Origin of the sequence: Parashewanella tropica (assembly GCF_004358445.1) — a bacterium.
Lineage (GTDB): Bacteria > Pseudomonadota > Gammaproteobacteria > Enterobacterales > Shewanellaceae > Parashewanella > Parashewanella tropica.
Genome location: NZ_CP037951.1, coordinates 593,868 through 617,026, shown reverse-complemented (window position 1 = coordinate 617,026; position 23,159 = coordinate 593,868). Strand labels below are relative to the sequence as shown.

Below are 23,159 nucleotides of genomic sequence, written 5' to 3'. Positions count from 1 at the left end.
GCAAAAATTGAAAATACTGCGGTTACTGCACTCATGATTGAAAACCATCCAAGACTTCCCAATAAGAGCAGAACAATGGCGATCATTCGATACCTTTTATTGAGTGGCGATTTCAGGGCAATTTGGTTCTTATTGCTTAGGTAAAAGATCCCAGAAGAAATTAGGATCAACAGTCCAAAAAATAAGGTGTACATAGAAATATTTGCGCTCTTTTGTTTGTATTTTTAGATTGACACTCAAAAAACCAATGCAAATGATAACAATTGTCATTTTTATTGCAATCAGAATGACATCCAATATAATGCAATCCAAATAAATGCTCTAACGGTAACCATCTGAATTGTTGCCATTTATTAAATCTCCCACAAAGGATTGCACACTATGCATAACCCTAAGTTTAAGCTAAGCACCATTTGTTTAGCCCTACTTGGCGCATCATTTTCTGTTTCTGCTGATGAAGCCGAGAAGAAAGACACAAATATTGAAACCATTACCGTTATCGGTGAAAAAATTGAACGAAGCCTGAAAGACACAACTTCGTCAGTTGAAGTCATTGGTGAAAACGCACTAGAAGACGGTCAATTTTTAAGTTTTGGTGATGCGATTGCAGAAGTACCAAACGTAGTTGTACTTTCAGGCCAAGCACCAGATATTCGTGGTGTAAGCGGTAATGGCTCTGCTTCTGGCTTTAATTCTTTTGCCAGTGGCGCCAAACCAAGAGTTACCACTGTCATTGATGGTGTAGCAGAACCTTTTGTTGCTGATCGCACTGGCGATATGGGCATTTGGGATGTTGAACAAGTTGAAGTATTCCGTGGCCCGCAATCTACGACGAACGGGCGTAATAGCATCGGCGGCTTAGTGTTTATTAAAACCAAAGACCCAACCCAAGACTGGGAAGGTGCAGCCCGTGTTGGATACCGTAACCAAGACAAATTTATAGAGACCTCTGCAGTAATTTCTGGCCCTATCTTAGACGACCAATTGGCGTTTCGAATTGCAGGCCAAAGGCTCGATGGAGATACGTTTTCTAACTTATTACTTTCAAAAAGTCCGAAAGCTCCCACACTTAACTTTGATCCTAATGAGCTTAAGTCTAAAAGATTACGTGCCAAGTTCTTATACACCCCTGATTCCATCGAAGGCTTTAAAGCATTATTGACCTACAGCAAAAACCGAGAAAAAGGTGATGCAGGACGAAACTACTACGTTGGCGAAGATCCATTTGAGCATGATACTGACTCAGCACGCTATATAGACACAAATTCAAAGACGATCAGCCTAAAGCTAGACCATCAAATCAACAACAATGTGTCTTACGAAGTTTTACTATCGCACGTTGCCTATGAATGGGGCTTTGATTCTTACCCACGCCCTATTACTGTGAAAATGGATGAAAAAGACAAGACACTTGACGCCAAATTGAATCTTAAAAACGATCAAGGTGATTTATCAGGTTTTGTTGGACTGTATTGGTATAAACGCGACCAAGACTTCATGAGTCCAAAAATCTATGATGGTGATGATGAAAGCAGTTCAAAAGCCATCTATGGTGAGGTCAGTTATGACATTACTGATAAATGGAATCTAGTTGTTGGTGGTCGTATCGAGCGTGAAGCTCAGCTGCGTAACTTTAATCATCAACGCGCTAAAGTGACCTTTGTGATTGATAACGAGAAAACCCTATTCTTACCAAAAATCGCACTGACTTACGACATCTCTGACTCAACGACTTTAGGTGTAAGTGCACGTAAAGGTTACAATGCTGGCGGTGGTACATATAGCTTCTTCCGTAAAGAGTATTACACCTTTGAGCAAGAAAAAGTAAACACTTATGAATTTAGTGTTCGCAGCAACTTGACATCAGATATGAACCTAACGACCAACGTATTCTATAACGATTACGACGGTTACCAAGACGACCTTGTTGGTGCATCGGGTAACCCTAGAGACCGTCGTATTGTGAATATTGATAATGCCAATTCTTATGGTTTAGAGTCTGCCCTTAATTTTTCAATCACTGACAACTTTGAAGTGTCAACGGGTATTGGTTTACTGAAAACTAAAATTGAAAAAATTGATAACGCATACGCTTCTTTAAAAGGAAATGAATTAGGTTCAGCGCCTGATCTAACGGCTAAGCTAGCCATGAAATATTGGCTAACAGATAACTTACACGTCAACTTTAATAATCACTATGTTGGTAAATACTATGCTGATATTAAAAATGATAAGTCTGTAGAATCTGGTGGCTATACCTTGTCTCGCTTAACTCTGAACTGGGAATCCGACAACTGGGTTGTTACTGCTTTTGCCAGCAACTTGTTTGATGTTGAAAAACGCACCAAGAAGTTTGTGCAAGTACATCCTAAAACGAAGGTGGCCAAACATTACTCTGCAATTGTTCGCCCAAGAACGATTGGGGCAACGGTGACATATCGCTTTTAACAACGATTAATGTTTTTGGTGCAGTTTATCTTTCGTGATTATTGTTACCCACAAAGATAAACTGTATCTAACTTTGAAGCGACGGTAAATCCATTTGTAACGTCGTTGCTTTTACCCGCTCATCAACAGACAACATTGTCATTTGAGCTAACATATTTAATTTTTGATGGCTCTCTTCTAATAGCCGTTTATTACTGACCAATGTGGCTTGGGTTACAGAAATACTCGCCATAACTCTTTGGGATAATTGCAAGGCCAAAATAGGGAGTTGCTCAATTTGTTGTGACTTCTCACCACAAGCATCAGTTCCTTTAGCCTCTTTAATTGCATCAATCCTGCTTTGTAATTTTTCGGCCTCAACCATCAACTCATTTAATGCTTTTATGCCCTCAACCCCATTGCTTTCACAAATCTGTAGCTCCATTAATTGACGAGTGAGCGATACACATTCCTCTAATGCTACCTCCAGCTTTACAATTTTTTTTAACTTTTTATCATGACGCAAAGCCTGTGAAGTACATAAAAACATTTCCACACTTAAATGAAAGGCTTCTTGACGCTGGCTTTCTCCCACTATCTTCCATTCAGATAAATGCTTAAGCTGTATTAACAAAGGCTCAACTTCCCTCCAACTATTTTTATCCACTTTTAAAGTCTGCCAAAACGCTTTAACTTGTTTAAGCATTTTTGTGGACAATACCCTAGCTTTGTCCTGTACGGTATCTACTTTTAACATGGCCTCAGACCGAACCGATAGCTGCTCTTTGGTGGACACCTTTCGACTCAACCTCTCTTTAAGGAGTTCTGATTCTGACAGTAACTCTTGATAAATCTTCAAAATTTCAAGATCCGTATCAGTTCTTTTTTCTGCCAAGTCTTTTGCCAATACAGCACAATGGGCAAGCGTTTTACTGAGTATATCTAAGCTTTGAGGATCTCGGTTTCGGCGCACACTTCTCGACAATGTCACTACGTTATTAACGTGAACCATGAGCAATTGCTTAGGATACGCAGAGGTATCTCTATGAATATGTTTATCAAGTAAGTAAATTCCAAGCTCTTTGATTTTTTTTTCGGTTTCTTTGTAATCATCTGACTCGAGCGCTGCCATATCCTCAATTTTTTTCTCTAATTGGCTAAGTAATACCATAAGGTCTGTCGACTTTCGAAGCTCTTCCTTTATCCAAATATAATAGGGCCTATCGCTTTCAGACTCACCGATGACTTGTTGTGCTTCAAAACTAAGACAATCTGCTTGCTCTTGCGCAACTTCTTTTAAAATATTTTCTAAATTAGGCACTGAATCAAACAAGTACCTTCTTTGAGAACAGGCAGGGTAACCCGACTTAGTCACATCAATAAAGTTGGTAAATTTAAATGCCAGAACGGTATAAAATTGTTGCAATAGCTCTGAGTTATCCTGCAATTTTATTTGCTCTAATAATCTGACGAAAATAGAAATAAACTCACCCAATTCCTCTGGCTCTTGGAGAGTATCAATGGTCAAAAGTTGCTGCTGAACACAATACTTGAAACTGGCTTTGATTCGATCATCAGCTTTGCTAACATCTTCTCCATATTGTTGCGCTTTCTTCAAAAACTCTATCGCTGATAACAAAGCAAAGCAGTTTGAGTCCCCCTCATTAGATATGACGAGGTACACATCGACCAACATCATGCAAAGTTGACGCTGAGCTTCACCTACTTGTTTTAAATTTTCGCTTTCAGGTTCAGTTATTCCTATTTCGGTCTCACATTTCATTGCACTGGATGCGCTTGCTTTTGCTTCTGAAATGCCTGAAGCCTGAACTTCCTGAGAAAGTAATGACTTTTCCCTTAACTCTTTCTCTAATACACAAAAACTACTATGTAATTGGTGTAGCTTAGTTAAATACTCCTCAGTGAAACCTTTAGCCATAGCCTTCCCTTTAGCTAATACTTCAAGTTGTTGCATATTTTCCTGTAATGAATGATCAGGCTCACTGCTATAGTCACTTTCTAATTCTGGGTCAACTTGAGAACTTAGTGGGGAGGTAGAACGCGAATGACTCATAAAACTCTCTGTAAAGTCTGAAAGTTTACGTTTTATGAATGAGTTACCAGATTTACTTGTTGCAGATGACTGGCTGGATACGCATTCATTATCAGAATCATCTTTAGATAATTCACGTTGCCATACTCTGGCTCCCTTACATAAACGTTGAACCTCTAAAAGCTCATCCAATGCCTTTTTGATCGGTTGACTCCATCCATACGGCTCAAATGTTACGTAATCAAAACTTTCAAAATATCTCGTTTTATCGCCATGGTCAGTGCTCTCTGAACTGCTTTCAACACTATCAGATGAATCAGATTCACTCATACAAGTGGATACGTAAAAAACATGTATAGGACGAAGGTTTAGGAGAGTGACATCATAGCGGTGCGTTTGGCCATCAATCGTCAACTCCAGTACCTTACGTACCTCCCCACTTAAAGGAAAACCCTCTTGGCAAAATGTTTTTAGACTTTGATTATTGCTTAAAGCGTCTACGGCCATATTTTGGTTAAATCGCTGAGTATTAGGGACAAGAATACCAGTAAGATAGTGATTTATTAGGAGATTGCTCGAAGTCTAAAAGAAGATTAATTTATAGGAAAGGTCATCGGCAGATCCAAAAGAACATAGGACCTGCCAAAGGGGTATGAAATTACGCGGTACCGCCAACGGTTAATCGGTCTAGTTTAAGAGTAGGTTGGCCCACACCTACAGGGACACTTTGACCATCTTTACCACATACTCCAACCCCATGATCTAAGGCTAAATCATTACCTACCATGCTGATCTGGCTCATGGCTTCAGGACCATTACCAATTAATGTTGCCCCTTTAATGGCCTGAGTGATCTCGCCTTTTTCAATCAGGTAAGCCTCTGATGCCGAAAACACAAACTTTCCTGAAGTAATATCCACTTGCCCACCACCGAAGTTAGGCGCATAGATGCCATTATCAACAGACTTGATGATCGCTTGAGGCTCACTGTCACCCAATTTCATGTAGGTATTGGTCATTCGTGGCATTGGTAAATGAGCATAAGACTCACGACGACCATTACCGGTTGACGCTTCACCCATTAATCGAGCGTTAAGCTTGTCTTGCATGTACCCTTTGAGGATACCGTCTTCAATCAATGTCGTTTTTTGAGTTGGTGTGCCTTCGTCATCGATTGTCAAAGAACCACGGCGATGTTCAATCGTACCATCGTCTATTACAGTCACTAATTTAGAGGCAACTTGTTCACCCACTCGACCAGAAAAAGCGCTGCTTCCTTTACGATTAAAATCACCTTCTAAGCCATGCCCTACCGCTTCATGTAATAACACACCCGGCCAACCGTTGCCTAATACTACTGTCATTTCACCTGCTGGCGCATCAATCGCGTGTAAGTTCACTTGAGCTTGACGTACCGCTTCACGAGCAAATTTAAAGCTAACAGGTAACCCTTCGTCATCCGTTTCCAAAAACGCATCATAACTGTGACGACCACCGCCACCTGCGGCACCACGTTCACGTTTACCGTTTTCTTCAATCAATACGCTGCAATTAAAGCGAACTAAAGGACGAATATCGGCGCTTAAGGTACCATCGCTAGCCGTAACAAGGATTTCTTCATAAACACCCGATAAGCTGATCACCACTTGAGCAATACGGCTATCTAAACTGCGAATATAGGCATCCGCTTGCTTGAGTAAATCAATCTTGCGGGATTGCTCCATCGCTTCAATAGGATCTTGACTATTGTATAACGCAGGTTGAACAGTCGCTTTGGCCGCTTGCACTGAATAACTGCTTCCTGAGCTTGCAATCCCTCTTGCTGCTAGTGATGCCGATTCCAGTGCTTCAGGGGTAATTTCATCCGCATAAGCAAAGCCCGTCTTCTCTCCAGTAATCGCTCGAACACCAACACCACGCTCAATATTAAAGCTACCTTCTTTAATAATGCCATCTTCCAGCACCCAAGATTCATGGCGGCTGCCTTGAAAATACAAATCAGCATAATCAATATTATGCTGATGAATAAGGGTTAAATAGTTTGAAAGGGTATCTAAACTTAGCTTATCGCCAAGTAAACTTTTTCCCACTTGGGTTAACATCAAATTTAATTCTCTATTGATTTCAAAGTAGCCGACTGAAAGCGTTTATGCTTTAACACTGGCATTTCATTGCGAATACTGTTCATTTTAGCGAAATCTGGCCTCGCCTGCACCCAGCCTGTATCAGAAAGCTTTTCAGCGACAATTTCCCCCCAAGGGTTAACGATCATACTGTGTCCCCAGGTTTCTCTGCGACTGCTTGGGTGTTGCCCCCACTGAGCAGCAGCAACGACATAGGTTTGCGTTTCAACGGCTCTTGCTTGCAAAAGCGTTTGCCAATGCGCTTTCCCTGTAACCTTAGTAAATGCTGCAGGCAATGCAATAATATCCGCCCCTTGTTCTCGCATTGCCTGAAATAGCTCAGGAAAACGGAGATCATAACAAATGGCTAAACCAATTTTACCTATCGGTGTATCGACTACAGATACTTGTTCACCAGGGCAAAAGGTTTCGCTTTCGCGGTATTGCTTAGTGCCGTCTGCTACATCGACATCAAACAAATGCAGCTTATCATATTGCCCCATAATCTGACCTTGCGGACCGAACACATAGCTTCGACTGTAATAACGGCCATCTGTTGCCAACTCAGGTACGGTTCCCGCCACTAGATAAACCTGATGTTGAGCTGCAAGCTTTGATAGAACAGATACAAATTGATTATCTTCACCCATAGCTTTTATCTGTAAGCTTTCATGGCCGCCAAACAACAATACACATTCAGGCAATACAATTAATTGCTCTTCATCATCGGCTCGATCAAGTGTTTCCATTTGCTCATGTAAAAAGGCTAAGTTTTCATCGAAATCCCGTCCACTTTGACATTGCAATACGTTGATCTGCATCTCAGCCTCCTGTGGGATCAGTGATAGGTTTTGTGAGCTTTGGCTGTTCTTTAGTCGCTGGTTTTGATTTACTTTCTGGCTTAGCTTTCGACGGCTTACTTGAAGTGTCAGGCGTTGTCTCAGCTTCTGGCTTAGGTTCTTTTGTTCGCACTGCACTTGGGTTCACTTCACGTAATACCGCATCTGGAATTTCAATTTCCTTACTTTTACGCTCAACTTCTTCCAGTTTTGGCTTAGACATTGTTCCTGTTAAACGAAAACGAATTTCCGAAATAACTTCAATTACAGGCTCCAATACCTTAGTCAATGCAAATGCGCCCAACCCGATTGCCCAGCCCGGTGTACTGAGCAAGACTACTGTAGGTACACTTGATGCTAGCTTAGGCGAAAAACGAACGTCATAGTTCAAACTTTGCTTGGTTAAGTCAGTATATCCTCTAACCCGCATAGTACCCGCTACCGCATCCATTTCGGTATTTGTGGTTTTGACCACACCATCATCAATCCGTAAATTTCCTTTAAACGAGTTGAAATACAAGCCTTTTCCAAATACATCAGAAAAATCAAACGAAAGTTTTCTTAACAATGAGTCCAAACTGAATAAAGAAAAAATCCTTGCCCCTTTGTCACTCACTTCTGATAAATGCCCTTTACCTAACTGAAAGCTCACATCGCCATTTAATCTTGAAAGATCAAAGTCATAAGGCGCACCCTTCCAGTGAGTCGACAGTGACACTGTTAACGGTGCTTCTTTGATCCCAGGCTTAATATCAAGCTGCTTGGATACCGCTTCAAATTCTTGCGCTTCAATATTAAAGTTAAGTTGCGTAGCTCCGACCGCGTTTGCAGTGGGCGCCAACCAATCACCCGAGCCCACGACTTTTGTTTTTGGAGTGGTCAAGGTAATTTGCTTCAACTTATAGCCTTGTGATTCAGGCTGGCCTTGCAAGCTCAAGCTACCTAATTTATACCCTTTAAATTGGAAATCTTTGGCCGATATCTTGAGTACAGGAAGACCTTGCAGTACATCAAGGTTTTTTGCGCTATCAATACTAGAAGCAACATGAGCGGATTCTTGAGGGTCGTTTTCACTGCTATCTTGGGTTTTGTCATCAGCAAACAAATACAATTTACTCGCGTCAATGCTTATTCCATCTCTTTCCCAATTTTTATGGAAAGTCATCTTACCGGCATAATTATCGGATGATGTATGAAATACCCAATTGCCTTCTTCAGGGTGGGCATTCATTTGTAAATGTTTGAAGGGTTGCCCAATAAAGTCTAATTGCTCAATTTGCGATTGGATCGAAACCAGATCAGGAAAAAAACTTGGCTTTTTCGTACTCTGTAATTCTAGATTCGTCGGTGCTTGTTGGTCGTTAACAGTAAAGGCATCGATCACTGGCATCCAGTTTTCTAAATTTACACGTTTTAACTCTGTACGTAGCTGCCCACCCTTAGAGTTCAACACATCTCCGGGCTGAAACAGTCGACCTATCAGTATGTCGTAAGCTTGAAGCCTGTTTTGATATTTAGGATCAAAACTGCCCCAAAACTCTGCTTGATCCGCTAATTTAACACTCATTGAGAGTTGCTTGTTATCACCAACGATTTCTGCTTGCAGAGGTTTCACCTCTTTGGCTTTTTTCGCTAGCATTTCTGGTAAATCCAAATTAACACCAACTAAATCAGATCCCACAGTTCCTTGTAAGCTGTATCCAGAATCACTAAAGATCATTTTTAGTTTGGCTTTAAGATCCATACTGCCGGAATAAAATGGTGACAATGGGTTTTCAAATTCAGCAGGAAGTTTACTGAGCTTCCAGTGACTCCCTAGTGATAAGTGTAAATGGGTCGCATCAGCTTGAGGCTTGGTATCAAATGAGATCCGCGTTGGTTGTTGATATAACTGAGCCGTGATGCCATCACCTTCAACCACATCATTTTGAAAGCGTACATCTCCCGTCACTTTTTGTAGCTCAATTCCAGGCTCAGAGACGTACACAGGGTTATTCTTAAGGCTGATTTGTCCTCTAATTTGCTCTTTACCGTCTTCATAAAGCGGAATATTAAGATCTAATACACCTTTCACCTTCCCTTGCACTTGGACAATATTTAATACTTCACCGACGGAATCAGACAAAGGGGAGGATTGTAAAACTTCTGTAGCGTCTTCTCCTTTAGGGTAAAGCTCTGCTTGAATACCCAACTTGGAGTTTTCTTCCATGACAGGAATAAATACATGGGCTCCATCAATCGGCACTTTGATCAATTGGCCCTTTTTAACATGTAGATCCATGCGTTCATTTTCAAATAACGCTGACAAGGATAGCTTTTCAATATCAGGCCAATCGGGTTGAAAACGGAACGTTCCATCACTTAGCTCAAAGCCTGCCTGAAACACACCACTGTGATTGTTAAACGGGAAATCACTAAAGTTTCCATTCCAAACAACCTTGGCTTCAGGGATCTTACCGGCAACTAAGGCTCCTGTAAGATAGTCGGTCAAATCTTTACCCATCACTAATTGTGGGAAATACAGAAAAGCATGGCCAATATCATGCACACCAACATTGGCTGCTAAAGCCATTCCCGCTTTCTCTGAAGCGTCTATTTTGGCTTTGCCCTGTATATCAATATCTGAATTATAAAAGCGGAAGTTAGGCACTAAAATCTGCCCCTCAGAGAGGTCAACAGAAGCGGTTAATGGTTCACCTTTAAGGTGCAGTGCTTCAACAAATTCGTCACCAAAATCCAATTGATAACTTTGTTCAGGTAATGCTACAAACAACTTATCAGCTTGCAATTGGACATTGGCATCGAAAGGCGCTGCTCCTAAGCCATTATTGATCGATTTCCAACTGATCTGATGTAACTGACTGTCGAGCTTTATTCCAGAATTCGGTGAATAGATAATTTGTGTTTCGCCAATCAGCCCCTGAGGTTGTAGTTGGTGCCACTGAGTCAGCATTTGATTCGGCAATTGTGGGATCAAAGGAAGTAAAGGCTCCAGCCAAGCTAGATCGATCTTGGAGATCTGCGCAAGTAGCTGTTGATTTTGGTAATCAGCGGCTAGTGATAGCCCATGCCAACTTGAATCATTACTCACAAAGTCGAGACGATCGCTTCTCAGCCTAAAGCCTTTATCCGTATTCAGCCAACTGAATTCACCTTTATTGATTTCAAAGCGCTGGACATCATCATCTAAATTCCACTTAAGCCAACTAGGCTTAAAACGGATCAAGCCAGATTGCCAACGTCGGTCGTTAAAATTAGCCCAAGCCTGTAAATTGACTACACCTTGTAAATTAATCTCAGCCAATTGGTTTTTTGTACTTTGGTGTTTGGCACTCCATTCACCTAAATCTAATGCATTAGCTTCTAAATATACTTGCCCTTTAATGGTTTCAGGCTGGCTACCATCACCATGAAAATCAAACTTTAAAGCAAGATATTCTAGGGCATCAGAATTATTATCTAACTTTAATTCACCTTGACCTCGATGGCGATCACCACGATTTAGCCAGTGAAAATTTTGAATATGAATTGGCTCATACTGACGGTCATGGCTTAATAGCTGAATACTGACATCTGATAAAGAATAGCGATGCAATTGCTCAAACAATAATTGATAGAGCCAGTCTAATTGTGTTGGTGTAGCATTTGAACTGATTTGCTGAGAAATGTCTTTGGTGAGATCTTGTGTGAGCTTTCCTTCTTCATTTTTCAATTGATCAAGCTTAAGCCCAACATGAACACCATCAACTCTCACATTTTCAATCTTTGGAGATAAGGTTAACAGGGTTTGCCAAAAATCCAATTTGACTTGTACCTGTTGCAAGATCAGAGTGGAAGGAAGGTTTTCTTGCTCCGGTAGCACCAGATTATCAACCGTAATTGAAGGTCCATACGCTTGCCATTGAGCCGACAAGCTTCCCACGTAAACTTGTATTTGGTAGGTATCTTCAATCAGCTTTATTAACTCATCACGAGCACCATCCAGTTGCGGTAATAAACCTCGGATCAAGCTGACCAGCAATGCAAACAACACAAGAAAACCAGCAAGAATTTTCCAGCTGATTTGTAAGATACGAGAAAGCATTGCTGTCCATTGCACTAAATCATCACCACGTCGTATTTATTTTGAGGGTACATGGGTTCGACATTTACTCGAATGCGTTTGTTCACGTACACTTCTAATTCTGCCACTAAATGGCTTTCATCACCGGTTAAACTTTGATGCACCGAAGGCGAGCAGTATAAAATAAACTCGTCGGCATCATAGGTTTTATTTAAGCGGATCACTTCCCTAAAAATTTCATAAGAAACCGTATCAACCGTTTTCATACTGCCACTGCCTTGGCATACATTACAAGGCTCACATAACACATGCTCTAAGCTTTCACGTGTCCGCTTTCGAGTCATCTCGACTAAGCCCAATCCCGAAAATCCACTGATACTGGTTTTTACTTTATCTTTATCTAAATTGGTTTGCAGACTGTTAAGCACACGTTGCTTGTGATCTTCATTGATCATATCAATAAAGTCGATAATGATGATACCACCTAAGTTACGCAGCCTAAGTTGCCTTGCAATGGCTTTGGTCGCTTCAAGGTTGGTATTAAAAATCGTTTCTTCTAAGTTACGACGACCAACAAAAGCCCCCGTATTGATATCGATCGTTGTCATAGCTTCGGTTTGATCAATGATCAAATAGCCGCCCGACTTAAGCTCGACTTTACGCTCTAACGCGCGTTTAGATTCATTTTCCACATCGTACAGTTCGAATATGGGTTCAGAGCCATCGTAATGCTCAATCTTATCAGCAATTTGCGGCATAAACTCACTGGCGAACTGCACCAATTCTTCGTAAATTCGCTGAGCATCTACCCGTACTTTCTCTAGGTTGGCTCCGGCAAAATCACGTACGATTCGTACTTGTAATGGTAAGTCTTGATACAGTAAACACGCCCCTTTACGACGGCGGCGCTCGGTTACTTTTTCCCATACTCTGCGTAAAAAAGCCGCATCTTGCTTGAGTTCTTCTTCACCAACACCTTCTGCGGCAGTGCGAATAATAAAGCCACCGTCTTCATCCACAAAAGGCTCGGCAATGGCTTTTAAGCGCTCTCGCTCTGAAAACTCAATACGCTGCGAAACGCCAACATGACTGGCTCCGGGCATAAACACCAGATAACGAGAAGGCAAAGTGATATCTGTCGTTAAACGAGCCCCTTTAGTACCAAGCGGATCTTTAACCACTTGTACCATGATAAATTGCCCTTGCTTAACCAGCTCAGCAATATCACGAACGACAAAGTTTCCTTTTTCTACTTCGGCAACACATTCGGTATGAGGCACAATATCAGAGGCATGTAAAAAGGCGGCTTTGTCTAATCCAATATCCACAAATGCGGCTTGCATCCCCGGCAATACTCGACTGATCTTGCCTTTGTAGATGTTGCCTACTAATCCACGTTTAGTTCGGCGTTCAATGTGTACTTCTTGCAATGAGCCATCTTCGATTAATGCAACTCTGGCTTCACTGGGGGTAACATTGATCAAAAGCTCAGAACTTTTATTCGTTTTGATTTTTGCTTTTGATTTTTCATCTGAATTCATTGTGTTGGTCTCTACTTAACACTCATCCGTATTCCAATGTGATTGCTACAGCATCCTGCAAGTGAGCTTAAATACTTTGATACAAACAATTAAAGTATTTGTTTTAATAAATCTTGAGTTTCAGCCATCGGTAAGCCAATAACTGCGGAGTGACTTCCACTGATTTTTTCAACAAAAGTACCACCAATACCTTGGATACCATAAGCACCCGCTTTATCCATTGGTTCACCGGAAGCCACATAGGCATCAATATCTTCGTCTGATAATTGCGAAAACTGGACTTGAGTTGATACGACATGCGAGTAATAAGAATATTCTTGAACCATTGCAACCGCAGTCAACACTTGATGAGTTTCGCCAGATAGCCTTCTTAATATGGCTTTCGCATCTGCTTCATCTGTCGGTTTACCTAACACTTGCCCATCAATGACAACGATGGTATCTGAACCAATCACGCAAGCCTTGATATCCTCAACCAGTTTCTGCCCCGCTTCAGCTTTCTCTACCGCTAATCTCTCCACCAGCTCAGCAGGAGTTTCATTGTTCCATTGAGTTTCATCAATATCTGGTGAAACACACTCAAACGATTGCTGTGGCCAAAGCTTGAGAATTAAACCTAATAGCTCTTTTCTTCTTGGCGATGTCGATGCTAAAACTAATTTTTTCATTAAGTCACTCGATATTTGTGAGCGATGCTGCGGATCACCCAGTAAGCCCAACGCCAAATCACAAAACTACTGATCGCTGGATAAAACATTGAAACAGACAAGGTTCCAACACCTAAAATAAGCTCAACCCAGTACACCAATAATTGATACAGCGCCACGATGACGAACACCACCAATGATTGCTGCCATCGTGGGAAGTTCATCAGTCGTTGTTGATACATGAGTACAAGATAAATACAAATCGAAAAACTCAGAGCCCGAATACCAATGGTTGCACCTAGCAACACATCTAATATCACCCCTAGCACAAAGCCAGTGAAAATACTGTATCTGTGAGGGAGATACATGGTCCAACAAATTAAGGTGATCAACAGCCAATCTGGTCGCCACGCTTCTAATTCAGTAGGTAGCGGCATGATCTGTAAAACTAAGGCCACCATAAAGGTTACCCATGCGGCAATTCTGCCAGTGGTAGACCGATAACTCATGGCTTCACCTCATTTTTTTTTGGGCTGGAATTCGACTGAGGTTGTTCATCTGGCCAAATTAGTAACACGTATCGAATTCGATCTAATGCCGCAAGTGGTTCGGCTGTGATTTGAGCATACTTTTGACCGTCATCTTTAACCACTGTGACAACTCGAGCAACGGGATAACCTTCTGGAAAGCGGTGACCTAATCCAGATGTGACCAATAAGTCTCCCACTCTAACATCGGTGCTTTTGGCAACAAATTTCAACTCTAGCTCATCGAGCTCGCCCGTACCATTCGCCACCATACGCACATCATTACGTGTAATTCGAACTGGTGTCGCATGAGTATTATCTGAAAGCAGTAGCACCCGACTGGTGTATGGGTTCACTTGGACAACTTGGCCGACGACACCTTGTCCATCAATGACTGGCTGCCCAACAAAGACACCATCTTCTTTCCCTTGATTGAGCACCACATATTCATGAGCCGGATCATTAGCCACTTCAATGACCTCAGCCACTTTAATACGTGTATTCATTCGCACTGGAGACTTTAAAAGAGTCCTTAAACGCTGGTTTTCTTGACGTAAGTGCTCAAAACGCTGCAAGCGCTCACTCATTAACAGCTGCTGATCTAACAATTGTTGATTTTGCTTTTGCAACATATCACGAGTGGCTAACGCTTCGACGGAATAGTTCAGTACTAAATTGGGTAAACTGGCGAGATATTGAAACGGCGTTAACAGCCCAGAAAGCGCACTTCTAAATGGCACTAAATAAGGATTGGCTACTATCAATATGATCGACAACACGACTGCTACTAGCAGTCGTGTTTGAGGGGAAATTCCACGTACAAAAATTGGCTTCATAAATACAGTCGTATAGCAAACGTCCTATATACTCGTGATACCTGAAGATACATCTTCAAGTGTTACTAGTATCTTAGCTGTCTTCTGAGAACAGATCGCCACCGTGCATATCAATCATCTCAAGCGCTTTGCCGCCACCGCGAGCAACACACGTCAGAGGATCTTCAGCTACGACTACAGGAATTCCTGTTTCTTGCATAAGGAGTCTATCTAAGTCACGCAACAGACCACCACCGCCAGTCAGTACCATACCGCGTTCTGAAATATCAGAAGCAAGCTCTGGTGGAGATTGTTCAAGCGCAACCATAACCGCACTGACAATGCCACTTAATGGCTCTTGCAAGGCTTCAAGGATTTCATTGCTGTTTAGGGTAAAGCTTCTTGGTACACCTTCAGCTAAGTTACGACCACGTACTTCAATCTCAAGAACTTCATCACCAGGGTAAGCGGTACCAATCGTGTGCTTGATGCGCTCAGCGGTTGCTTCACCAATCAAACTGCCATAATTACGACGAACATAGTTAATAATGGCATCATCGAATTTATCACCACCAATGCGAACAGAAGATGAATAAACCACACCGTTTAATGAAATGATGGCAACTTCGGTAGTACCACCACCGATGTCTACTACCATAGAGCCCGTCGCTTCAGATACTGGAAGACCTGCCCCAATCGCCGCTGCCATTGGCTCTTCGATTAAGTACACTTCACGAGCACCAGCACCCATTGCCGATTCACGAATCGCACGACGTTCAACTTGAGTTGCACCTACTGGAACACAAACTAAAACACGTGGGCTAGGACGGAAAAAACCATTGTTGTTATGCACTTGCTTGATAAAGTGTTGCAGCATTTTTTCCGTTACATAAAAGTCGGCAATCACACCGTCTTTCATTGGACGAATCGCTTGAATATTGCCGGGGGTTCTACCCAGCATTTGTTTCGCTTCTGTACCTACTGCAGCCACAGACTTTTGACCAGAACCACTACGCTCACCACGAATAGCGACGACTGAAGGTTCATTTAATACTATGCCTTGATCACGTACATAAATAAGAGTGTTTGCTGTTCCCAAATCAATGGAAAGATCATTAGAAAAAACGCCGCGCAGTTTTTTGAACATGGGTCCTGCCTGTCATAAATAAATCTAAGACGTATTTATCTTTAAATGCAAAAGAAAAGATAAATACGCCCTAAATAAGTTTCTCATTTTCAAGCTCTTTGAACCGAGAAACCTATTAACCAGTAAAAAAATAAGAATTCAGTTAACTTTATCAATGCCCTGCCAATTCCACAAGGGCTGATAGAGCGAAATCAAGTCTAATGTAGTTTATTTTAGCGAGCGTTTCTGAAGTTTGGATCTGCTTTTTATTCGTTTACCAAATTGTCGCTCTAAAAACGCTATATTTAGCTTAAATTCAGCATTCATTCGATAAACTTACACCTTCACAATTAATATGGAATTTATCATGAATTCTCTATCTAAATTTATTCCAATGAGTCTTGTCGTTTTATCCAGTATGACTTGTACTCACTTATGGGCAGCCACACAAACTCAATGCACTTCTATCCCTTCAATAATAGACGATGGCAATGCAGACGGAAGTATCGCTCACCCTTATATATTAGCTTCAGATCAAGAAGTAGACATAAACTCTATTAAAGCGGGTACCGACGTTTATCTAGCATTTAACAAAGATACTAAAGGCATGCCTGCTTTTTTAGCAGGACTAATGAAAAATAGTGATGAGAATGTGACGATCACTGAACGCAAAGACTGTCCACCAACTCAGTCTGATTTTGACTTCAACGGTATCACAGTATTCAAATCAAAAGATGTTGGCCGTATATTGGTCTCTTACGTTGAGGATACTCAAGCTGATGCGAATTATTGGTTTAAAATTCACGCTAATACCGACGTTTCAATGATTGGATTTGAGCCTATTTTACAAGGCGATGATTCCACACTTCAGGATATATTAAATTTTCAATAATAAATCCAGAAAGAGAGCTAATTTAAAGCTCTCTTACACCTTGCTGATTGCTATTGAACTTCTCTCCAGTAAATCACTCTGTCATGACCTCTGAAGCGACCGAAAAATACATTTGATCTTGGATCATGTAATTTCAAATCATTGACGCCATCCCATTGCCAATACCACTTCAAATAATCAGGGACAGGTATTGGAGCTACAACCTCTCCAGTATATTTTATTACGCCAGAAGAAGCGTTTGCTCGCCATGTAAGCTTAGATTGACCATTAGCAAAGCGAGTTTGAGAAGCGGTAAACGGTGTTAAGCCACGCTCTATACTCTGCCCATTTAATAGAGTAGGAGAAAACAAGTAGCCCAAAGTAGGATTATTGACCTGAGACTTTAAATTGATGTCAGATCTGTTGAGTCGCGTGCAAACATCAGCTTTATGATCAATCCAATTTGTTCCATTCCAATATTGAACTTTAACCACCATTGGAATATCTAGGTGCTCTGAGCCATAACTATTTTCACCCACTAAACGACCTTGAACAAATCGCTCCGTCGATAATCTTCGCGCTTTACAAGGCTCAGTAGTACAATTGGGAAGAGTGAGATCTTCTCCTTGAACTTTCCCCATAAAACCATCTTGATCATCAACAATTAAACCAATCTGCATTTGATTTACAGGGGAATTCTTTGGCTGTTTATTAGAAGCTGTCGCAATTTCACGAGCAATATTAGGCGTTAATGAGACCGTTTTTCGCCCCCTCAACCAAGGAGTTTGCTCTGCCTGAGTTTCATAGCCATTCACTCTACTTGTGAAATTTAGGGTATTGCCATCTTGAGCCGTAATCAGCAATTTGGCTTTAGCAAAATCACCTTGATAATTATTCACTCTGACATTATCTGCATTACGTGCTTCTAGCGTAATTTTGCTACTAAAAGGCTGTGAGAAGTAGGTAAAATTTGTACTCGGCTCACCCGTTGTTGTGCAAGCTCCTAGCGTCGTATTCGTGATTAAATCAAAACTCGCAGGAACAAAACGGCCAATATTTTTTGTGGTCGAAACCGCAATCGATTTATTGCTGTCCATATAATTAGGCGCGGTTGCGGTAAACGTAAATACGCCCACTTCAGAAACAGATTGTTTTACTATGTTAGCTGAAACTGATGGTTGATAGTCGAAACTAAGATTACTGATGCTCCCGATTTTTCCACCTTCGGCTACAGTCGGTGCAACCAAATTATGTGTTAATTTAATCCCCTGCTGACCATAATTCTTAGTAATTGGGTTATTACAATAGTTACCATCATCATTTGGAAGCCAAGCTCTTGCTGAAAGATTTAAATTAAACGCTTCTCCCGCTTTTTTAAATGCGCTATTTGCATCAAAACCGCCTTTATATTCCCCCTTAGATTCTGAGGGCTTAAAACAAAAACCAACGGGAGAGCGGACAAACTGATCGCTGCCTTTTAGTTGCAATCTATTGTTTTGGAATTGTAAATTAAGTTCAACCTTGCCCGCTTCAGGATAATTCACATTAATGGAGGCTTGCCCTTGCCCATTAAAACGTAATCTTAACTCACTGGGATTATTAGCTTGCTTTGAAATCGGCTGTCCATTGACCGTGACGTTGGCTGTATTAAGTGGTGCACTTGGCTCGATATATTTACTTGAAAATTCAACCCAGCGATGCTTATTTCTAAACAAAGGAACACAACGTCCTTGATTATCTAAACGTTTGGCTTCAACTAGTACAGTTTGAGATTTATTTGCGTACTCATCATCAATCGAAAATATAAAGCCACTGCCTGAAAAATCCATTAAGCATGCTTGTGTACTGGCGGCCCCATTGCCTTTTTTGCACAAGGTTGGAGTTAAGGCCTGCGGAGAAGATGAACTAATACCAATACGAATCGCTTCTGTAGAATAGTAACTCATATCAACCATCGCCCTGCCAGCTGTAAAGTTCACTTGCGATACTCGATTACCATCAATCAACCAACCTCCAAAAGCGCTACTAATGTTTGGGGATAAAGTGGCGGTGACCGCTCCTTGATACAAGGTATTACAACTTTGATCTGCGCAGGCTCTAATGGCTATAGGTTCGGGTTTACAAGTGAAAGGAGAATCACTGTATTGCATTTCAAAGTGATGGATTAATGATTGCTGTTTATCAATTAACTCAAATGCAGCAAAACTATATTCTTCACGAGTATGCCTTCGGTCTGCACCGTAAGTATCCTCATCCACCACCACGCTCACTTGGTTCTGATTTAATCGACAACGACGCAGCCAACCACCATCTCCCCCTTTTCGGGTGATTTTTTTAGCAATTAAAAACGGTGTGCTGCTGAAACCTGTAAGTGGAGTCGTATAATTACATTGCTGTCTCAAATTTTGAACAGCACTAAATTGTAAGTTACTCCCATTACCAAATTGAAACCTTAACCGTTTACTATCATTGTAATCTACGATACCGCTACCAATTTTTAGCCCAAGATACGCAACGGTTTCCTCATTGACGTCTAAATGACCATTGAAAAAAAAGCTTCTTCTACTTGTACAGCGGTTACCAAAAAAAGAACTGTAAAATACTTTCGATGTTTCAAGGTTTACATCACCATTGACTAAACCATTCCGCTGAACTCTTTGACTAACACTAGTTACCCAACAACGGTCGTCATTGTTATCTGTCTGAAGCTGAGTCATAAAGGCATCGTAATCTACCGCATCGTTAGTCACTGTTGTCCAATCAGAACGATTTAAGTTTGTAGCTGAATTAACTTGCGCTGTTCCAGCAAACAACTCTTGCCCATTGGGAAAGGTGTGCGCTCCTGGCGTAATTGCTAACCAGTGAACATCTCTCATTGGTATTGACTGAGAACTCCTTGGTGGTTGCCTTTGCTCCCAAGTAAACCCAAATCGATTGATATTGGTGATATAGATTGATGCTGGTCCATCATTATTTGGATTATTGGCCGAAATCGTCGGCATGATAAAAACCAACGGAATCTGCCCTTGCGCAAAAGGTTTAGCGAAAACCACACACCCACTAGAGCTTTGGCTAACAAAAGTTCGACATGAATTGAAGTTATTAGAGGGCTGTGTTGCACCAAACTTTAAAAAATTTTCCACGTCCATGGCATGGCTTTGCCACGAACATAAGCCAACAAATAACAATAAGACAACTGAGTAAAACTGAGCAAACTTGGTTATTTTCATTATTATCTCGCCATTACTTCAACGGTTCTACTCACTCGGTTTTCGCCATTGCCACATTTGGCTTTGGCGGTTAACTTGTATTGCGTACCAACAGCAGGCACATTGAAACGTTGACAACTCCAAGTAACATCGCATGCCGCAAGTGCAGGATCAGAGTTGATCCAGTCAGGATTAGTTAGATTACAACTTGCCGAACCACCATTAACAGGAAATAACCGCGCTAATCCCGAATCTATTGCGCTGTTCGCTGCAAATAAAGCTCTTGCACCTTGCACCTCAATAGTAATGGCTTGATCTTCGTTTTGTGAAACCTTAATTAAGGTGGCCGCCAGTAAAAACATCACTGTAAGGATAAAAATACCCAGCACCAGCATACTGCCACGCTGCTTTGTTCGGTTTATCAATTTATGATTGTTATGGAACATTCGGCACCTGTACTTGATGTTGATATGACATACTTTGCCCTAGCACTTCGAACCTTAAATTCATTTGAATAATGGCACTGTGTTGCAGTGTGGATGGCAGCAAGTTAAAGGGTCTATCTGAAGCATTACTTATATCGTTTACAAGGCTTTGAGCGATCACACTGCCTGAGCCTCGATTTTGAGGCGTTGGCAACGCCGTATTAAAGCCATAACGTTCAAAACGCTCGACTTTATGTGATACCCCAGATATGCAATAGGTGACCGGAAAATTCGTAAAATAGATTCGTTTTTGTGGCGATGAATATTTAAATCGAGTAGGCGCATTAAATGTAACGGTCAAAGAGGGAGATGAGGCTGGAGGATTACTGGTTCCTCTACTTCCAAAAACCATTGCTGCAATCGAGTTTTGGGTATTGGTAATATAAATTTCGTTAGCGTTTATCGGATACACATAAGCGCGTTGGAAAATGCTAATTTTACTGTTGGTATCATCACGAAACACGATTGCCGTATTCGAAGGTGCTGTTAACGGAAGTTGGATATAACTGGTCGAGGTTATAGTTGGTACAAATTCAATACATTGATAACTGACATTATCAGTATTCACACGAACACTATTAGGTAAAGCTGTGCGTAGCTCTCTTGTCATTCGCTGAATTGCAAAACGACTCTCACCTAAGACTTGGTCAACACTGGTTGAATCTACAAAAATTCGGGTACCAAAGGTGATAAAGCTACTGACTCCAACCAATACAATACCCAAAATCACAATTACTGTGATTAATTCAATAAGAGTAAAACCTATGGCTTTCTTAAAGGAGCGGATCATCAATAATTGCTCCTAATCGCAGTAAACCGAATGGCTTCATTCAGTGGTGTTGTAACAGTGATCACAATCGTCTTAGATACACTTAGATTAGTAGAACTCACCGAAACATTTAATTGATAATTAGGATAACGCTGAGCGTAAGTTTGATTGGAATCTAACATCAAATTGTTTTGGTTTAGGCCATTATAATCATTCAAGTTATCAAAGCTATTACGGCTTTTTACACTTGAAGAGGAGGGACTAGAGCAACTTGTTCCTGAAGGGCTACCACAAGCAGGAATACCTCCAACCCCAGAATTAGGATCGTAACGTTTTGACCAGATCTCATTCATCAGTGACTTAGCTAATTCCGCAGCCCTCATACGATGTATATTCTCAGCCGCACGATCAGCTTGTGGGTATAACATGGTGGCCATTAGTACAAGGCCAATACCGAGTACCATCATTCCCACAACTAACTCAATCAGAGTAAAGCCCTGTTTACTTTTGAATTTAGATCCCACGAATGTACCCTGCCTCCGAAATCTGAAGCCTTATGGCGTCCCCAGCCGTTATGGTTATAGTAATATTCTGAGAAAACGTGCCATTTTTATGTAACGCACCACTGGTTAAAAAATCAAAATAAAACGTTGTTGGAGTAGTAAAAAGGTGAGATGTCACTTCGACATTACTAGGCCAAGAATTGGTTGGAAGAAAAGTTCGATATACACCACAACTACCATTGCTATTTTTATCAGCAACTAAGGCTTGATAGCCCTGCGAGGTCGCCGAAAATCGAAAGCATTGATCAGTATTATTCATTGCTCGTAACTGGGTATTCCGTAAATAACTGATTAACTCGCTGCGAACCGCATAAGCACTGTAACTGCTGGGTCCAAAAAATTTAGGGGCCACACTGACAGCAAGAATACCAATCAACACCATAGTGGCGATCAGTTCAATTAAGGTAAATCCTCTGGTCGTGTGAGATGATCTGTTAATACGGCTAACCTGCGTCATTGTTATTGTTTTTAATCGTATTGCGGCAACTCATCAATAGTGCATTAACTGGCAAAAAAATAACAGTGTTTCAACACTGTTATTTTCCAGTTCAGAAGTTCAGCCAAGATAAAACGACTTATCTAAAGCATCGCTAATATTAACAATCACTGGCTGAAGGTAAGCTACTGTATACAGGGTTAGCAGTAGCCGTTGCCCCTGTATAGGTAATACTGCAACCAGCGGGTGCGCCACGTTGCCAAATGATGGCTTGTCCAGTAGTGGTGGTAGCGTCAATTATCCAGTCATTCGTTCCCGTTGCTGTGGGAGACGTTCCTGCATCGAACTTAAGATCTGTCGCATTTTCTAGTTCAGTTTGTGTCGCTTGCAAATAACCATAATTGGTCGCCGCATTGGTTCCCGTACCAATATCTACACTACCCGTTGCCTTTTTCTCTTCCCCGACTAACAGTGCTTTTGAATACACCATAGCATTGGCACTTTTTAAGCTGCCTTCTACGCCCTTAAGCGCAGACACACGAGCATCGCCTTGAAAATTGATAAATTTAGGGGCTGCCGTCACCGCCAAAATTCCCAAAATAATAATGACAATGACCAGTTCTATTAAGGTAAAACCTTGATGTTGTTTCATAACAATGACCTCGG

General features: G+C 41.3%; 17 protein-coding genes. 2 read left to right on the top strand and 15 right to left on the bottom strand.

The genetic code is table 11. The annotated features are described in order from the left end of the window. Positions 1-381 precede the first annotated feature (381 nt). Positions 382-2,448 carry a TonB-dependent receptor gene (locus tag E2H97_RS02605; protein ID WP_133405683.1) on the top strand — a complete coding sequence of 689 codons (2,067 nt, stop codon included), beginning with the start codon at positions 382-384 and terminating at the stop codon, positions 2,446-2,448. Positions 2,449-2,515: 67 nt separating this feature from the next. On the opposite strand, the gene E2H97_RS02600 is transcribed toward E2H97_RS02605, so the two are convergent. The 9 genes from E2H97_RS02600 to E2H97_RS02560 all read right to left on the bottom strand — a co-directional run bounded on the left by E2H97_RS02600 (position 2,516) and on the right by E2H97_RS02560 (position 16,181). Beyond that, complete coding sequence (locus E2H97_RS02600; protein WP_133405682.1) at positions 2,516-4,810, bottom strand: hypothetical protein; 2,295 nt, start codon at positions 4,808-4,810, stop codon at positions 2,516-2,518. Positions 4,811-5,138: 328 nt separating this feature from the next. Next, positions 5,139-6,581 carry a metalloprotease TldD gene (gene tldD, locus E2H97_RS02595; protein WP_133405681.1) on the bottom strand — a complete coding sequence of 481 codons (1,443 nt, stop codon included), beginning with the start codon at positions 6,579-6,581 and terminating at the stop codon, positions 5,139-5,141. 5 nt (positions 6,582-6,586) lie between these two features. After that, positions 6,587-7,423 carry a carbon-nitrogen hydrolase family protein gene (locus E2H97_RS02590; protein WP_133405680.1) on the bottom strand — a complete coding sequence of 279 codons (837 nt, stop codon included), beginning with the start codon at positions 7,421-7,423 and terminating at the stop codon, positions 6,587-6,589. 1 nt (position 7,424) lies between these two features. Further along, a complete protein-coding gene (locus tag E2H97_RS02585; protein ID WP_133405679.1) occupies positions 7,425-11,525 on the bottom strand; it encodes a YhdP family protein in 4,101 nt (1,366 codons plus the stop codon). A 14-nt stretch (positions 11,526-11,539) separates the two neighbouring features. Continuing rightward, complete coding sequence (gene rng / locus E2H97_RS02580) at positions 11,540-13,045, bottom strand: ribonuclease G (protein WP_133405678.1); 1,506 nt, start codon at positions 13,043-13,045, stop codon at positions 11,540-11,542. Between the two features lie 89 nt (positions 13,046-13,134). Further along, entirely contained in the window at positions 13,135-13,713 is a 579-nt protein-coding gene (locus E2H97_RS02575; RefSeq protein ID WP_133405677.1) for a Maf family protein, read from the bottom strand. Further along, on the bottom strand, positions 13,713-14,201 hold the full coding sequence (mreD, locus tag E2H97_RS02570) for a rod shape-determining protein MreD (RefSeq protein ID WP_133405676.1): 489 nt from the start codon (positions 14,199-14,201) through the stop codon (positions 13,713-13,715). The genes E2H97_RS02575 and mreD overlap by 1 nt, the downstream gene beginning before the upstream one ends. Beyond that, positions 14,198-15,055 carry a rod shape-determining protein MreC gene (gene mreC / locus E2H97_RS02565; RefSeq protein ID WP_133405675.1) on the bottom strand — a complete coding sequence of 286 codons (858 nt, stop codon included), beginning with the start codon at positions 15,053-15,055 and terminating at the stop codon, positions 14,198-14,200. Before mreC ends, mreD begins: the two co-directional genes overlap by 4 nt. 73 nt (positions 15,056-15,128) lie before the next feature. Beyond that, on the bottom strand, positions 15,129-16,181 hold the full coding sequence (locus tag E2H97_RS02560; protein WP_133405674.1) for a rod shape-determining protein: 1,053 nt from the start codon (positions 16,179-16,181) through the stop codon (positions 15,129-15,131). Between the two features lie 346 nt (positions 16,182-16,527). Between E2H97_RS02560 and E2H97_RS02555 the strand changes: the two genes are divergently transcribed. Continuing rightward, positions 16,528-17,052, top strand: a complete 525-nt coding sequence (locus E2H97_RS02555; RefSeq protein WP_133405673.1) for a hypothetical protein — start codon at positions 16,528-16,530, stop codon at positions 17,050-17,052. A gap of 50 nt (positions 17,053-17,102) precedes the next feature. Here E2H97_RS02555 and E2H97_RS02550 read toward each other — a convergent pair whose 3' ends face one another. From E2H97_RS02550 to E2H97_RS02525, 6 genes are all read right to left on the bottom strand, one after another. Then, positions 17,103-20,261 carry a DUF6701 domain-containing protein gene (locus tag E2H97_RS02550; RefSeq protein ID WP_133405672.1) on the bottom strand — a complete coding sequence of 1,053 codons (3,159 nt, stop codon included), beginning with the start codon at positions 20,259-20,261 and terminating at the stop codon, positions 17,103-17,105. A 2-nt stretch (positions 20,262-20,263) separates the two neighbouring features. After that, positions 20,264-20,686 carry an MSHA biogenesis protein MshP gene (locus E2H97_RS02545; RefSeq protein WP_133405671.1) on the bottom strand — a complete coding sequence of 141 codons (423 nt, stop codon included), beginning with the start codon at positions 20,684-20,686 and terminating at the stop codon, positions 20,264-20,266. Beyond that, positions 20,676-21,515 (bottom strand): PilW family protein, encoded by an 840-nt coding sequence (locus tag E2H97_RS02540; RefSeq protein WP_133405670.1) that lies wholly within the window; start codon positions 21,513-21,515, stop codon positions 20,676-20,678. Before E2H97_RS02540 ends, E2H97_RS02545 begins: the two co-directional genes overlap by 11 nt. Continuing rightward, a complete protein-coding gene (locus tag E2H97_RS02535; RefSeq protein WP_246029043.1) occupies positions 21,515-22,018 on the bottom strand; it encodes a type II secretion system protein in 504 nt (167 codons plus the stop codon). The genes E2H97_RS02540 and E2H97_RS02535 overlap by 1 nt, the downstream gene beginning before the upstream one ends. After that, complete coding sequence (locus E2H97_RS02530; RefSeq protein WP_133405669.1) at positions 22,008-22,514, bottom strand: prepilin-type N-terminal cleavage/methylation domain-containing protein; 507 nt, start codon at positions 22,512-22,514, stop codon at positions 22,008-22,010. The genes E2H97_RS02535 and E2H97_RS02530 overlap by 11 nt, the downstream gene beginning before the upstream one ends. Before the next feature lie 139 nt (positions 22,515-22,653). Further along, positions 22,654-23,145 carry a prepilin-type N-terminal cleavage/methylation domain-containing protein gene (locus E2H97_RS02525; RefSeq protein WP_133405668.1) on the bottom strand — a complete coding sequence of 164 codons (492 nt, stop codon included), beginning with the start codon at positions 23,143-23,145 and terminating at the stop codon, positions 22,654-22,656. Positions 23,146-23,159 lie beyond the last annotated feature (14 nt).